We start from the raw sequence: 15,837 nt of genomic DNA, 5'->3' as shown, positions 1-15,837 counted from the left end.
ACCTATTATAAAAATAACTTCATATATAAACATAATATATCAAAATACCAATAATTACAATCCACATAAAAAAGGAAGCCTTTAAAAGGGCTTCCTAAATATTTTTTGAGTATTGTTTTTTATTTAGCTTCGCAAACCTTCTGATCCTTCAGATATGCAAACCAATAAACCCCGCCCACAAGCAGCGCGCCGCCAACTATGTTGCCGAGCGTAACTGGAAGCAGGTTGTTTACAAAGAAGCTCTGCCAGTTTAAAGCTTCAAGCTTTTCAGGAGTAAGCTGAGAAGCTGCTACCCAGTCAGGATTAGACTTTGCAAGTATTCCGGCAGGTATATAGTACATGTTTGCAACGCAGTGCTCGAAGCCTGAAGTTATGAACAGCCATATAGGGAAGAATATCGCGAATATCTTGCCAATCATGTCCTTGGCGCCATATGACATCCATACCGCAAGGCACACAAGCCAGTTACACATTATGCCAAGGTAGAAGGCTGACATGAATGGAAGCGATACCTTGTACGATGCTATCTTTAAGGTGACGCCTCCGAGCACGTTGGCGCCGCTGTTGAAAAGTCCCGATTCGACCATCATGTAAGCTATGAATACAGATCCTATGAAGTTTCCTATGTATACAAAGGTCCAGTTTCTAAGCATGTCGCGAAGCTTCACGCGTCTTTGCAACAAGCCTATCATAATGAGAGTATTTCCGGTGAAAAGCTCTCCCCCGCAAAGTACAACAAGCATAAGTCCTGTGCCGAATATTGAGCCGGCGAGAACTTTTCCAAGTCCATATGTCTCGGGATTTGCGAAAAGGTTGAATGCTGCCATGTTGGACCCTTCTGAAGCAAATGCTATGAAGGCTCCAGCGAGAAAACCGAGGAGTATCTGCTTCAAAGATGTGAGACTAACCTTGCCCAAACCTACGTGCGAAGTGTAGTCACATATCTCTGCGGGTGCTAAAAAATTTTTTTCATTCAATTTGATGACCTCCTTTGTTGTTTGGAAAAGATTACAAAATACGGAATAATGACATATACTTGTTGAATGATATCATTTTTCAGAAAAACATTCAATGATATTGCCATTCGCATTTCCATGTGAGCATTTGAAAATTTCTATAGAAGTGTTTATTTATTAACACTCCAAAGCGCTTGGGCAAGTGGATGCCTACAGATGGACTGGTAATTGCGTTGAAAATCCCCGTGCGAAAAATGAAAGAAAGCAATATATACAATTCATTTCGTTTCGTGCGCCAATGCGGTTGCACGTTTTCATAAACATACCCATTGTAAATGAATATTCAACACCCATATCGAGGTATTATGAAACTTTTACAGAAAACACATTTAATATTGTGAAAATAAGTACATTGCTAGTTGGATTTTCACATTATGCTTTTCTGAATGCTTGTACTTTTTTAAATTAAAAAAGTTTTGCAAGCCGTTCCTGTATAATATAATATATATAAATGCAAAAATTTGATTTGCTCAAATGAAAGGCAGGACGCTTATGGAAATAAAAGACATCAAAAATAGGATAGATGAACTTATAAAGCAGATTAACCACCACAACGAGATGTACTACGTGTATGACAGCCCTGAAATATCTGATTTTGAATACGACAAGCTGATGAAAGAGCTTATTGAGCTTGAAAATGGAAATTCTGAGCTTGTGCAGCCGGATTCCCCAACTCAGAGAGTGGGAGGCAGACCCCTTGAAAAATTCGAGAAGGTAGTCCATGTAAATCCCATGCTGAGTCTTTCAAATGCATTTTCAATAGAGGAGCTTTATGACTTTGACAGAAGGGTAAAAGCCTCTGCCGGAGACGATGTGGAGTATGTGGTTGAGTTCAAGATTGACGGACTTTCTGTAAGCCTTACATATGAAGATGGCATTCTGAAAACCGGAGCCACAAGAGGCGATGGCACGGTGGGGGAGAACGTAACTGAGAATCTGAAGACAATCAGGAGCGTACCGCTGAGGCTCAAAAAGGACATAAGCGTAACGGTAAGGGGAGAGGTTTTCATCCCAAAGGAAAGGTTTGAGGAGCTCAATTTGGAGCAGGAGGAAAATGGCCTACCGCAATTTGCAAACCCGAGAAACGCAGCAGCCGGGTCGTTGAGGCAGCTTGATCCAAAGGTTACAGCTAAAAGGCCGCTCGACATTTTTGTTTTCAATATGGAGAACGAAGTTGGCGAAGGAATACATAATCACAGCGACTCACTAGAGTTCCTTTCGGGAATTGGCTGCAAGGTCAATCCCAAGAACAAGGTCTGCAAAGGCATTCAGGAGGTTGCTGAACACATAGAATACTGGAGTGAGCACAGGGATGAGCTCGACTATGAAATAGACGGCATAGTAGTCAAGGTCAATAATCTTGAGCAGAGGGAGCTTTTGGGAGCAACAGAAAAGAGCCCGAGGTGGGCGGTTGCCTACAAGTTCCCTGCGGAGCAGAAAAAGACAAGGCTTGTGGACATAATTGTGCAGGTAGGCAGGACCGGAGCAATAACGCCGACTGCAGTGCTTGAACCGGTAAGGGTTGCAGGTTCCACTGTCTCGAGGGCCACGCTTCACAACGAGGATTTCATAAGGGAAAAAGGGATAAAAATAGGCGATAGCGTAATAATTCAAAAAGCAGGAGACGTAATACCAGAGGTCGTGACAGTGCTGACCGAGGAGAGAACGGGCGAAGAGATAGAGTTTCACATGCCTGAAGTATGCCCCGAATGCGGCTACAAGACTATGAGGCTGGAAGGTGAATCGGCACTTAGATGTACTAACGTATCATGTCCGGCGCAGATTAGAAGAGGTATTATACACTTTGTCTCAAGGGATGCCATGAATATAGACGGGCTAGGAGAATCAATAGTTACCCTGCTTTTGAATTCCGGGCTCATATCAGACATTGCAGATCTATATTCTCTGACTAAGGAGCAGCTTGTTCCGCTTGAGCGGATGGGAGAAAAGTCCGCGCATAATCTGATAAGCGCAATAGAAAAATCCAAGTCAAACGACCTCAACAGACTAATATTCGGCCTTGGAATAAAATTTATTGGAGCCAAGGCGGCCAAGATACTCTCGCAAAGCTACGAAAGCCTGGATGAACTCATGCAGGCCAAATATGAAGATATAATGCAGCTTGAGGAGTTCGGGCCGAGAACGGCCGAGAGCGTAGTTGAGTACTTCCAGAATGAAAGGAATCTCATGCTTGTTGAAAAGCTAAGAGCTGCCGGGGTAAACATGAAAAGCCAAAGGGCTACAAAGCCTGCCGCGGGAGGCCTGCTCGAAGGCCTTAAAATAGTACTTACAGGCAAGCTTCCTGAAATGACAAGGGACGAGGCCAAGGAGCTTATAGAATCTCAGGGCGGCAAGTCGGTTTCGAGCGTAAGCAAGAACACGGATTTTGTCCTGGCCGGCGAGGATGCAGGCTCGAAGCTGGACAAGGCGGTTGCTCTAGGAGTAAAGGTGGTATCAGAAGAAGCCTTCAAGGAACTGCTGCAGCTTGGCTCCAAGGAAGCCGTGCTTGAAAGGCTCAATAACATGTAAACCGTGTATAACACAATTTAAATATCGGCGAATCCGGGGGATGGAAATGGACCGCCCCCACGGATTCCGACATGATTTTCCCAAAATAATGTAATGAGAGAGTATATATGGATAAAATGCGGGTTGATTTTTTTGAAAATTTTAAAAATATGGCAAGCACCGCAGAAGGTGAAAATTTAGATGCACTTGCAGAGGCCCTGTCCGAACAGATAGGCCAGCAAAATCCAGCTGAAATCGAAGCCGAAGACAAAACAGTAATTCTGTCCCGGATTTTCGAGAACTCCTTGTCAGGCGGTGCTGATGAATCAAAAGGCGTAGTCTATACGGACGAGATACTTGCCGGGTTCATGGCAAGCAAGGCTGTGGGCGAGTATATAGGAGAAACGTCCGGGGAAGACATGCTTGAGAGGATAATGAAAATTCGAATTCTCGATCCGTCATGCGGCTGCGGCGCATTCATGCTTGCATTTTTCAGAGAGCTTCTAAAGCTTCACAGGAAATTTGCTCCGGAATTCGAATATGAAAAAGCCTGCAGATGGATTTTCTGCAACAATCTGTTTGCGGTGGACATTGACATGCGGGCTGTACAAATATCAAAGCTCAGGGCGAAAATATACACAGGCCTGCATGACATCGAACCGAATGTCTGCTGTGCCGATTTCCTGTCGGAGTACAGCGAGATGGATTTTGACATAATAGCAGGCAATCCTCCGTATATTGGTGAAAAGGGCAACAAACAGCTTTTTGACGGCGTAAGGAAGAGCGAATTTGGCAGAGCGTATTACGAGAAGGGAATGGATTATTTCTATTACTTCATAGAAAAATCGATAGACTTGGTGCGCCAGGGCGGCATAATGTGCTTCGTCACGACAAGCTATTGGACAATGGCTGACTATGCAGTTAAGCTAAGAGACAAGATTTCGAGGAACTGCAGATTCAGGCTGGTCATTGATTTCAATGACTTCAAGCTGTTCAGCAAGGCCATGGGGCAGCACAACATGATATTCATAATTGAAAAGGAGCTTGCATCCAAAGATTTCAAGCATGTCAGCGTAAGCACCTCGAAAGGTAAGATACAGGGACTTCTGAGCGCCATAGATGCAGGGGATGGAGATGTTTTTGAGATAAATACATGCAAATCGGATTTTGTAAGGGATGAAAACGGCATGTACCTTTTCATGGACCCCAAGGTCAGAGAGATAACCGACAAAATAAGGTCGGGTGCGGAATTCCTGCTCGGTGAAATTTCAAGCATCAATCAGGGTCTCGTCTCGGGGGCAGACAAGGTAAGTCCGAGGAACATGAGGCTGCTTAAAAATGGAGCAGAGGACGAAATTGCCGGTGTGACTGAGGGTGAGGGCATATTTGTGCTGCGGCAGCATGAAGTTGAGAGGCTGGGCTTGAATCCAGCCAGCGCCATAATAAAGCCGTTTTACAAATCTCCGGATATAAGAAGATATGCCACGGACGAGAATAGAGTCCCGGAATCCGATAAGCTGTACATAATATATACTGACAAGAATACGGTTATAGATGACTATCCGCAGGTACAGAGGCATCTGTCAAAATTCAGGGCGGTGCTAGAAGCGAGGAGGGAGGCCAAAACAGGCGTTATACCTTGGTATAGCCTGCACTGGCCTAGAAACCAAGGTGTGTTCGAAGGCGAGAAGATAGTGTCTCCCCAGAGGGCAAAAAAACCTACATTCGGCTACAACAATTGTCCTTGGTATGCCAGCGCCGACATATACTATATATCTGATTTGAAAACTGATCCAAGATATATTCTGGGAGTGCTCAACAGCAAGCTTATGCATTTTTGGCTGTACTACAGGGGAAAGAGAAAGGGCTGCTACCTTGAGCTTTATCAAAAGCCTCTATCACGTATACCGATAAAGTGGCCGTGCAAGCAGGCTATGGCTAGAATATGCTCGTACGTGGAGCAACTTATGAAGCCGGGTTTTCCTGCGAAAAACAGCGAGTCTGCAGAGCAGATTCAAAATGCAGTAGACAAAGAGATATTCATCACATATGGCCTGTCTGAAGCTGAAATAAATTTCATAGAAAGTAAACTCATATGCAAATAGCGTTGAGAAAGATGCCTTGATTAGCTGGATTATTGGGCTTAAAAAAGGTATAATTTTGAATGTTAGATGATTTAACAAGAAGGAGGAGTGAAGAAATGATAGACAAGGATGTCATTGCCCACATAGCCCATCTTTCCAGATTGGAGATAAAAGATGAGGAAGTCCAGGGGTACATGGAAAAGATAAACAGCATACTTTCATACGTAGAAAATCTTCAGAGCGTAGACACAGAAGACGTAGACATAACTTACAATACAAACAACAGCTTCAATGCATTCAGAGATGATACTATAACCTCGTCAATGCCAAGGGAAGATGTGCTTAAGAATGCTCCCGACAGTGAAATGGGATGCTTCAAAGTGCCAAAAGTACTAGAATAAGAAGGTAGGTGAAAACTTTGAATATATACGATTTGAGCATTGCTCAGGTTTCGAGCATGCTAAAAAATGGAGAAATCAGCTCCAGCGAGCTTACGAAAGCATCGATGGAAAGGCTAAAAAGTATAGAACCAAAACTTGATTCTTTCCTTAGCATAACTGAGGAGCTTGCCATGTCGCAGGCGAAAGCTGTGGACGAAAAGAGAGCCTCTGGAGAAGCTCTTTCCGACATAGCCGGAATACCAATGGCTATAAAGGACAACATATGTACAAAGGGCATAAAGACGACATGCGCGTCAAAAATGCTGGAAAATTTCGTGCCGCCTTACAATGCGACTGTAGTTGACAGGTTGTTTGATAAGGGCGCAGTGCTTGTCGGAAAGACTAATCTCGATGAGTTTGCAATGGGGGGCTCGACAGAGAACTCCGCATTCAAGCCGACAAGAAATCCATGGGATACATCAAGAGTTCCAGGCGGTTCTTCGGGAGGTTCTGCGGCTTCTGTAGCAGGACGCCAGGTATTCTATGCGCTTGGTTCTGACACAGGCGGCTCGGTAAGGGAACCTGCATCATTTACGGGAATAGTAGGACTAAAGCCTACATACGGCAGAATATCAAGGTATGGCCTTGTGGCTTTTGGTTCGTCGCTTGACCAGATAGGAATTTTCACAAGAGATGTAGAGGACTGCGCTATGGTGCTTGCGCACATGGCAGGCAAAGACAGAATGGACGGAACAAGCGTTGATGTTCCAGTGCCTGATTATGCAGGCGAGCTTGCAGGCGACGTAAAGGGCATGAAGGTGGGAGTACCAAAGGAGCTTCTTGGCGAGGGGATAAATCCCGACGTTAAAAATGCCATTGTGGCTGCGCTTGAAAAGCTCAAGGAGCAAGGAGTTGAGTGGGAAGAAATATCAATGCCTAACCTCAAGTACAGCATAGAGACCTACTATATAATAGCTCCCTGCGAGGCCAGCTCAAACCTTGCAAGGTATGACGGCATAAGATATGGCTTCAGGACGGGCGACTTTGAAACTCTTGAGGAGCTCTACAAGAGGACAAGAAGCGAGGGCTTCGGTGAAGAGGTAAAAAGAAGGATAATGATAGGAACCTACGCGCTCAGCGCTGGATACTACGATGCTTACTACAAGAAAGCGCTCAAGGTGAGAACGCTCATAAAGAACGACTTCATGAACGCATACGATAAGTACGATGCGATAATAACTCCTACGGCTCCGAACACAGCATACAAGCTGGGAGAAAAGATAGGAGATCCGCTGTCCATGTACATGGAGGACCTGTGCACAATACCTGTGAACATGGCTGGACTTCCTGGCCTTTCAATCCCGTGTGGTCTTGACTCGAACGGTATGCCAATAGGAATGCAGATAATAGGCAAGCATTTTGACGAAGCCGGCATACTGAGGCTTGCGAAGGCGTATGAAGACGTAAGCGGATACAAAAATATAAAGGCTGACATATAGGAGGTGAATGCTTTGAACTACACTACTCTGATAGGGCTTGAGATACACTGCGAGCTTTCAACAAAGAGCAAGATATTCTGCGGCTGCAAGAACGAATTCGGCGCAGATGTTAATACATGCTGCTGTCCTGTATGTCTTGGACTGCCGGGAGCTCTCCCAGTACTCAACGAAAAGGTGCTTGAGTACGCCGCTATGGCTGGAATGGCTCTCAACTGCGATATATCAAGGCGTTCGAAAATGGACAGGAAAAACTATTTTTACCCGGACCTGGTGAAGGCATACCAGATATCCCAGTATGATATACCCCTTTGTACGGATGGATATATAGAGATAACTGACGAGGAAGGCGACAAGAAGAAGATAAGGATACAAAGGATACACATAGAAGAGGATACAGGAAAGTCTATGCACGATGCTCAGGGAGATACGCTGCTCGACTACAACAGGTCTGGAGTGCCTCTTATTGAGATAGTTACTTATCCAGATATGAATTCTCCAGCCCAGGCTATGAGTTTCTTGGAAAAGCTCAAGGAGACGCTTCTTTTCACTGAGATTTCAGATGTCAAGATGGAGCAGGGCTCATTAAGGTGCGACATAAACGTCAATGTGGTCAGAAATGATGGAGTCAGAACAAAGATAGTCGAGATAAAAAACCTCAACTCGTTCAAGGCCGCTTTCAAGGCCGCAGAATATGAGCAGCAAAGGCATATAGAGCTGCTTGAAAAGGGCGAGGACACAAAGAAGGAAACAAGAAGATGGGACGATGTCCAAAACATCACAATATCAATGAGAAGCAAGGAGACTGCGGATGACTACAGGTATTTCCCGGAACCAGACGTAGTCGACATAGTGCTTGACGATGAATTCATCAACAAGGTAAGAAGCCAGCTGCCTGAGCTTCCTGACGCGAAGAGGGCGAGGCTTATGGCGGAATACGAAATTCCTGAATACGACGCCAAGGTACTTACTGCTTCAAAGGAAGTGTCGAACTATTTCGAGGACATGCTGGGGCTCATTGACAATCCAAAGCTTGTGAGCAACTGGATAATGACTGAGCTTCTAAGAAGGGTAAATGAGGAAGAGGTTGCGCTTTCTGAGCTCAAGTTTGAAAAGCAGGATTTTGCAAAGCTGCTTGAGCTTATAGCATCTGGAACAATCAACAACAATGCAGGCAAGAAGGTATTCAGAGAGATGTTTGAGCTGGGTAAAAAGCCGGAGGACATAATAAAGGAACAAGGACTAGTTCAAATACAGGACGAGGATGCTATAAAGAGTATAGTCGAGTCGGTCCTGGACAGGAATCCTCAGTCTATAGAGGACTTCAAGAACGGCAAGGACAAGGCACTTGGATTCCTTGTAGGACAGGTTATGAAGGAGAGCAAGGGCAAGGCCAATCCGCAGCTTGCTAACAAGCTGATAATGGAGATTATTCAAAGCAAATAACAGTGAAAGACAGGTGAGCTGCATAGCCTGTCTTTTTTTGCGAGGATTCCGCTTTATCCGGATAAACCGCATTCTGTTGGCCTACCGCAAGGTATAGAGATAAAACATGAATTATCGCACATAAAAAAATGCAATTTTTTAAATACTAATGTTTATTTTAAAGAACACTCCCTGCATGCGTTGAAACGTTTGGACACTTGAGATTGGAATGTATTCTGGTAAAATTAAGGTATTGAATTAGATAATACTTTTAGATAAAATATAAATATCATGCAATAATATTTTTATACGTTTCAAAAAAATAAAATAAACTTAATTTCTTACGTGTCAAGAGATACGAAATTAAAGGTGCTGCGCCTTTATTATTTTTTGCTCAGAAAAAGAAGAAGAGGGAGTGTTGTTAGTGGCAAGGTTTATATTAAGCAGAATTGTATCTATGGTCGTGACCATTTTCCTGATCATAACCATAACATTTTTCCTTATGCACGCCATACCGGGAGGTCCTTTTGCAAGTGAAAAGAAGCTTCCTGAGTCTATCGAAAGGGCTCTTGAAGAAAAATACCATCTGAATGATCCACTCCACAAGCAGTACATAGACTATCTGCTCGGCGTTGTAAAGGGAGATTTCGGGCCTTCTTTCAAGCTCAAGGGTCAGGATGTAAGTGATATAATAGCTGACAGATTTCCGGTTTCAGCACAGCTTGGAGCTATAGCGCTGGGACTTATACTGATTGCCGGGATACCGCTTGGGATAGCCGCCGCCCTAAAGCAAGGCACGTGGGTGGACAGCGCAGTAATGTTCCTGGCTATTGTGGGGGTCACGATACCAAGCTTTGTCATTGCTGCCGTTATGATATACGTATTCAGCGTACAGCTCGGCTGGCTGCCGCCTGCAAGATGGGGTGAGCTGGATCAGATGATAATGCCGAGTATTGCACTGGCTGCATATTCCATGGCATTTGTAGCGAGGCTTACGCGTTCAAGCATGCTGGAGGTAATATCGCAGGATTATATAAGGACAGCAAGAGCAAAGGGACTTAGCGAAAAGGTGGTCGTTTTCAAGCATGCGCTCAAGAATGCTTTAATACCTGTAGTGTCATACGTAGGACCGCTTGCGGCAGGGATAATGACAGGTTCATTCGTAATAGAGAAGATTTTTGCGGTGCCGGGTCTTGGAAGGTTCTTTGTTGAGAGCATAAGCAACAGGGACTATACAGTAATAATGGGCGTTACAATATTCTATGCGGCTTTCCTGGTTGTAATGATACTGGCGGTTGACATAATATATGCCTTGATTGACCCTAGAATAAAACTTGACGAAGAATAATATAAACAACAATAGTGCGAAGAGGTGTTATAATGTCGGTTGAAAACATGGATTTGAAAAACGATTCTATGTGGACTCTTGTCAGTCAGCAGGAGAAGGACTCTGAGAGAATAGCCAGGCCTTCAATGACCTACTGGCAGGATGTTTGGAGAAGATTCAAGGCAAACAAGGTTGCAATGGGCTCCGCGTATTTTCTTTTGCTGCTGGTTCTGACGGCAGTATTCGGGCCTTATCTATCACAATATTCATATTCTGACCAGAATCTGATGATGGCGAATCAGTTGCCAAGCGCGCAGCATTGGTTCGGAACGGATGCCCACGGCAGAGACCTTTTTGTAAGAGTGCTCTACGGAGCAAGGATTTCTCTAACGGTAGGTCTGGTGGCTTCGGTAATAAATCTTGTGATTGGTGTACTCTATGGAGGAATATCGGGCTACTTCGGAGGCAAAATAGACAATATAATGATGAGAGCCATAGATATACTCTATACCATACCGCTGACGCTGTATGTCATACTCCTTATGGTAGTATTTGGAAAGGGCGGACTTGGAAGCATACTAATAGCCCTCGGCCTTGTATATTGGATAGGCATGGCGCGTATAGTAAGAGGGCAGATACTCTCGCTCAAGGAGCAGGAATACGTTATGGCTGCCAAGACCCTTGGGGCAAGCGATTTAAGAATACTAATAAGGCACCTTATACCAAATACCATGGGACCTATAATAGTAACACTGACAATGTCGATACCTACAGCAATATTTACTGAGGCATTCCTCTCGTTCATAGGGCTTGGGGTTTCGGCTCCTATGGCTTCATGGGGCGTGCTTGCAAATGATGCGTTGGCAAGCCTGAGCATTTTTCCTCACCTTCTGTTTTTCCCGGCGCTTGCTATATCTGTTACAATGCTTGCGTTTAACTTCCTGGGTGACGGGCTAAGGGATGCACTCGATCCGCGTATGCGTAAGTAAATAGAATATAGGAGGATTAGCATGTCAGATAGATTGTTAGATGTTAAAGGCCTCAAGACCTCATTTTTCACGCATGTGGGAGAGGTGAAGGCCATAAGAGGCGTAGATTTTTACATAGACAAAGGCGAGGCTCTGGGCATAGTGGGCGAGTCGGGAAGCGGCAAATCGGTAACATCAATGTCGGTTATGAGGCTGCTTCAAAAGCCGGGCAAGGTAATCGGAGGCGAGATAATTTTCGGCGGCAAGGATCTCATGCAAAAGTCTGAAAAAGATATGCAAAGCATAAGGGGCAATGAGATAAGCATGATATTCCAGGATCCAATGACTTCGCTAAATCCCGTGTATACGGTCGGAGACCAGATTGTAGAGGCCATAGTAAAGCACCAGAAGCTTTCAAAGAGCGATGCAAGAAAAAAAGCCATTGAGATGCTCAAGCTAGTAGGCATACCCTCACCTGAGAAAAGGATAGACAACTATCCGCACGAATTTTCAGGCGGTATGAGGCAAAGGGCCATGATTGCAATGGCGCTCTCGTGCGAGCCCAAACTGCTTATAGCAGACGAGCCGACAACTGCTCTCGATGTAACGATTCAGGCACAGATACTCGAGCTCATGAAAGACCTAAAGGACAGGCTAAATACGTCAATAATACTCATAACTCACGATCTGGGAGTCGTGGCTGACCTTTGCAGCAGGATAATAGTAATGTATGGCGGACTAATTATGGAGGAAGGCTCGGCAGATGACATATTCTACAGGGCCAAACATCCATACACGCATGGACTTATTAAATCCATACCAAAGATAACTCAAAAGGGCGATAAGGAAAAGCTCTGCCCTATACCTGGTTCGCCGCCAGATCTTTTGAATCCTCCAAAGGGCTGTCCGTTTGCATCAAGATGTGACAGCGCTATGAAAATATGCATGGAGAAGATGCCGGAATATACTTTTGTGGAGCAGGGACACAGAGCGGCGTGCTGGCTGCTGGATCCTAATGCCCCCAAGAGCGGCTTTGCATGTTCGGCAGACAGGGAGGATAGATAATATGTCAAATGAATCAAAAAACCTTTTAGAGGTTAGAGGACTAAAAAAATATTTTCCTGTGAAGCAGGGCTTCCTTGGTTCAAAGACAAGCTATGTTCAGGCAGTCGACGATGTGACCTTCAGCATAAAAAAGGGCGAGACACTCGGACTAGTTGGAGAGTCAGGTTGCGGGAAGTCAACTACAGGCAGGACGATAATAAGGCTATACGAGCCCACTGCAGGCCAGATAATTTTTGACGGCCAGGATATAAGCAAGTTCAGCCAAAAGCAGCTCCTGCCATACAGAAAAAGAATACAGATGATATTCCAGGACCCGTATGCTTCTCTAAACTCGAGGATGACGGTAGGCGACATCATAGGCGAGCCGCTCGACATTCATGGAATAGCAAAGGGCAGAGAAAGAATTGAGAGAATTCACAATCTGCTTGAAACGGTAGGCCTAAGCGGAGACCATGCCAACAGATATCCGCATGAGTTCTCCGGAGGACAAAGGCAGCGTGTTGGAATAGCCAGGGCGCTCGCTGTAGAGCCGGACTTCATAATAGCAGACGAGCCTATATCCGCACTTGACGTTTCGATACAGGCACAGGTTGTAAACATGCTCGAGGACCTTCAGGAAAGGATGGGGCTTACATACCTGTTCATAGCGCACGACCTTTCAATGGTAAAGCACATATCCGACAGGATAGGCGTAATGTATCTTGGAAAGCTCGTAGAGATTGCAGGAAGCGATGAGCTTTACTATAAACCGCAGCACCCTTACACTCAGGCACTCCTTTCGGCCGTACCAATAGCCGACCCTGAAACTGCGAAGAAAAGCAGCAGAATAATACTTGAAGGTGACGTGCCATCCCCGCTTAATCCTCCGTCAGGCTGCCGATTCAGGACAAGGTGCAGGTATGCAATGGACATATGCAAGGAGGTAGAGCCGCTGCTAAAGGATGTGGGAGCAGGACACTGCGTAGCGTGTCACCTCATGGACAGATAGAAATAATCAATAGAATAGACGAAATTATAGAGTGAATCTATAAGAAAGAACTATAAACATAATATAAATGTGTTATAAATATGTTAAGGCTGTCAAATAACAGGTTTCCGGAAAGCATTCTGGAAACCTGCTATATAAAGAGACATCGAGTCTCTGGAACAAATGCTTTTGGCAACAGAAGAATAAAAAAAGCCTGAATATTGCCAAAATTCAAGGTTGTATCAGGCAAAAAAAACTAACAGGAGGTATTGGTAATGAAAAAAATCATTTCACTTATTCTGGCAGTGATGCTTGTAATGACATCGCTAGTTGGATGCGGCGGCAAAGACAAGGCTGGCAGCGAGGGCAAGATAATGAGATACAACCTTTCGAGCCCAACAAAGACTATCGACCCTACGCTTAATGCATCTGTTGACGGGGCTATAATAATAGTCAATGCATTTGAAGGACTTATGAGGCTTGACGAGAACGACAAGGCAATACCAGGAATGGCTGAAAAATACGAGGTTTCAGAAGACGGCCTTACATACACATTCCATCTGAGGGATGCAAAATGGTCTGACGGCGAGCCGGTAACTGCCAAGGATTTTGAATATTCTTGGAAAAGGGCTCTTGATGCTGCGACTGCGTCAGAGTATGCATATCAGATGTTCTACTTGAAAAATGGCGAAAAGTTCAACAGCGGGGAAGCCACTGTTGATGAGGTAGGCGTAAAGGCTATTGACGAGAAGACTCTTGAAGTTACGCTTGAAGCCGCTGTGCCTTACTTCATAGAGCTTACGGCTTTCCCAACATACTTCCCGCTAAGACAGGACATAGTTGAACAGTACGGCGAGCAGTGGGCGCTAAAGCCTGAATCATACATATCAAACGGACCTTTCAAGGCGGAGGCTCTTGACCAGGGAAGCGTGTTCTCCTTTGTGAAAAACGAAAACTACTACGATGCGCAGAGAGTCAAGCTTGACGGAGTAGACTTCTATTTCATGGAAGAAATCTCTACGGCTATGGCATCATTCGAATCAGGGGATGTTGACGGACTCTACCGTGTGGCAAGAGAGCAGATACCAACATTCCAGAAGGAAAACAACCCTGAATTCAAGATATTCCCTAACCTTGGAACCTATTTCTATTCATTCAATGTCAATGTCGAGCCTACAAACAACCTAAAGGTTAGGCAGGCGCTTTCGATGGCAATAGACAGAAAGGCTATAACCTCAGTAATATCACAAGGTGGAGAGCTTCCAGCTACAGGGTTTGTGCCTGCCGGCATAAAGGACCATGAAGGAAATGACTTCAGAGAGATGGGCGGCGATTACGGCGTAACTGAAACAGCACAGGTTGACAAGGCGAAGCAGCTGCTTGCAGAGGCAGGTTATCCTAACGGAGAAGGCTTCCCGACGATAGAGCTTATATACAATACTGACGAAAACCACAAGAAGATAGCAGAAGCAGTCCAAGAGATGTGGAAGCAAAACCTGGGCATAAATGTTGAGCTTTCAAACCAGGAGTGGCAGGTATTCCAGGACACAAGAAACAAGGGCGACTATGTTATAGCAAGAGACGGCTGGCTGGCTGACTATGTAGATCCTATGACATTCCTTGACATGTTCATATCCAACAGCGGAAACAACCACCCGCACTGGAACAATCCGGAGTTTGATGCTATGATAGGCGATGCCAAGAAGGAAAGTGATCCTGAGAAGAGATTCCAGATCATGCACCAGGCGGAAGACCTGATGATGGCTGACCAGATAGTCCTGCCGGTTTACTACTACACAAATCCAATGATGTTCAAATCATATGTGAAAGATGTAAGAGTTTCTCCGCTTGGCTTTGTATATTTCGATACTGCTGATATAGTAAACGAATAATAAAAAAATAATGCAAATTAAAATGCCCGGCATCAATCGCCGGGCATTTTGCTGCTATTTTTCAGATATGTGTGAAAGACCGCACTCAAATATGCTCTTTATGTGGTCATCGTCGAGGGAATAATATACAACCTTCCCGTCCTTCCTGAACTTGACGAGTCTGGCCTGTTTGAGTATGCGGAGCTGATGCGATACTGCAGAGTGTGTTGCGCCAAGCAAGGCTGCTATGTCACAAACGCACATTTCAGAACAAGAGAGCGCGTGGAGAATCTTTATCCTTGTCATATCGGCAAACACCTTGAAGAATTCGGACAGCTCGTAAAAAGTGCGTTCTTGTGGCATCTTGTTCTTAACTTCGGCAACAATGTCTTCGTGTATCAGGCATGAGCTGCAAAGCTCAACATTTTTATCCAATATAATCCCTCCGATATTAAATGTCGCGTGAACGAATGCTCATATGTACTCAGTATACCCTTTAGAGAATGGCAAGTCAACTAAAGCAAAAATCAAGACAAGAGGAAGACTAGTCTCTTTAACGCAAAATGAGCAGGATATTTTTTCCTGCTCATTATTTCTATTTTTTGGAGTCTGTCAATAATTATGTGTATGATTCCTTAAAAAAGATATATTGTTCTATTGGATGCTTGCCTGGAAAGCTTTTAAACATGAGCCTTCCAGGCTTTTTATTACTTAAATTAAATATTTTGCC

Annotated in this window: 12 protein-coding genes; 10 read left to right on the top strand and 2 right to left on the bottom strand. The window is 44.6% G+C overall.

Annotated features, from left to right (window positions below; translation table 11 throughout):
• Window positions 1-119: 119 nt before the first annotated feature.
• Entirely contained in the window at window positions 120-977 is an 858-nt protein-coding gene (locus GT589_RS04245) for a formate/nitrite transporter family protein (RefSeq protein WP_293396513.1), read from the bottom strand.
• A gap of 531 nt (window positions 978-1,508) precedes the next feature.
• On the opposite strand from GT589_RS04245, the gene ligA reads away from it, so the two are divergent.
• The 10 genes from ligA (at window position 1,509) to GT589_RS04195 (ending at window position 15,128) form a co-directional block, all read left to right on the top strand.
• The gene (gene ligA / locus GT589_RS04240) at window positions 1,509-3,545 is read left to right on the top strand and encodes an NAD-dependent DNA ligase LigA (RefSeq protein ID WP_293396511.1); all 2,037 of its coding nucleotides are present in this window, start codon (window positions 1,509-1,511) and stop codon (window positions 3,543-3,545) included.
• Between the two features lie 149 nt (window positions 3,546-3,694).
• The gene (locus GT589_RS04235; protein ID WP_293396509.1) at window positions 3,695-5,629 is read left to right on the top strand and encodes an Eco57I restriction-modification methylase domain-containing protein; all 1,935 of its coding nucleotides are present in this window, start codon (window positions 3,695-3,697) and stop codon (window positions 5,627-5,629) included.
• A gap of 95 nt (window positions 5,630-5,724) precedes the next feature.
• Window positions 5,725-6,009, top strand: a complete 285-nt coding sequence (gene gatC / locus GT589_RS04230; protein WP_293396506.1) for an Asp-tRNA(Asn)/Glu-tRNA(Gln) amidotransferase subunit GatC — start codon at window positions 5,725-5,727, stop codon at window positions 6,007-6,009.
• A gap of 56 nt (window positions 6,010-6,065) precedes the next feature.
• On the top strand, window positions 6,066-7,487 hold the full coding sequence (gatA, locus tag GT589_RS04225; protein WP_330582856.1) for an Asp-tRNA(Asn)/Glu-tRNA(Gln) amidotransferase subunit GatA: 1,422 nt from the start codon (window positions 6,066-6,068) through the stop codon (window positions 7,485-7,487).
• A 12-nt stretch (window positions 7,488-7,499) separates the two neighbouring features.
• On the top strand, window positions 7,500-8,930 hold the full coding sequence (gene gatB, locus GT589_RS04220; RefSeq protein ID WP_293396500.1) for an Asp-tRNA(Asn)/Glu-tRNA(Gln) amidotransferase subunit GatB: 1,431 nt from the start codon (window positions 7,500-7,502) through the stop codon (window positions 8,928-8,930).
• 403 nt (window positions 8,931-9,333) lie between these two features.
• Window positions 9,334-10,257: an ABC transporter permease gene (locus GT589_RS04215; RefSeq protein WP_293396497.1), complete on the top strand. Its 924-nt coding sequence runs from the start codon at window positions 9,334-9,336 to the stop codon at window positions 10,255-10,257.
• Between the two features lie 32 nt (window positions 10,258-10,289).
• Window positions 10,290-11,225: an ABC transporter permease gene (locus GT589_RS04210; RefSeq protein WP_293396494.1), complete on the top strand. Its 936-nt coding sequence runs from the start codon at window positions 10,290-10,292 to the stop codon at window positions 11,223-11,225.
• 21 nt (window positions 11,226-11,246) lie between these two features.
• Window positions 11,247-12,269 (top strand): ABC transporter ATP-binding protein, encoded by a 1,023-nt coding sequence (locus GT589_RS04205; protein ID WP_293396491.1) that lies wholly within the window; start codon window positions 11,247-11,249, stop codon window positions 12,267-12,269.
• A gap of 1 nt (window position 12,270) precedes the next feature.
• On the top strand, window positions 12,271-13,257 hold the full coding sequence (locus GT589_RS04200; protein ID WP_293396488.1) for an ABC transporter ATP-binding protein: 987 nt from the start codon (window positions 12,271-12,273) through the stop codon (window positions 13,255-13,257).
• Between the two features lie 254 nt (window positions 13,258-13,511).
• On the top strand, window positions 13,512-15,128 hold the full coding sequence (locus tag GT589_RS04195; RefSeq protein WP_293396485.1) for a peptide ABC transporter substrate-binding protein: 1,617 nt from the start codon (window positions 13,512-13,514) through the stop codon (window positions 15,126-15,128).
• 54 nt (window positions 15,129-15,182) lie between these two features.
• On the opposite strand, the gene GT589_RS04190 is transcribed toward GT589_RS04195, so the two are convergent.
• Window positions 15,183-15,542, bottom strand: a complete 360-nt coding sequence (locus GT589_RS04190) for a metalloregulator ArsR/SmtB family transcription factor (protein WP_330582855.1) — start codon at window positions 15,540-15,542, stop codon at window positions 15,183-15,185.
• Between the last annotated feature and the right edge of the window lie 295 nt (window positions 15,543-15,837).

This window comes from Peptoclostridium sp. (assembly GCF_009881055.1).
Taxonomy (GTDB): domain Bacteria; phylum Bacillota; class Clostridia; order Peptostreptococcales; family Peptostreptococcaceae; genus Peptoclostridium_A.
Note: the sequence above shows the minus strand (reverse complement) of the source record. Positions and strands in the feature narration are given on the sequence as shown.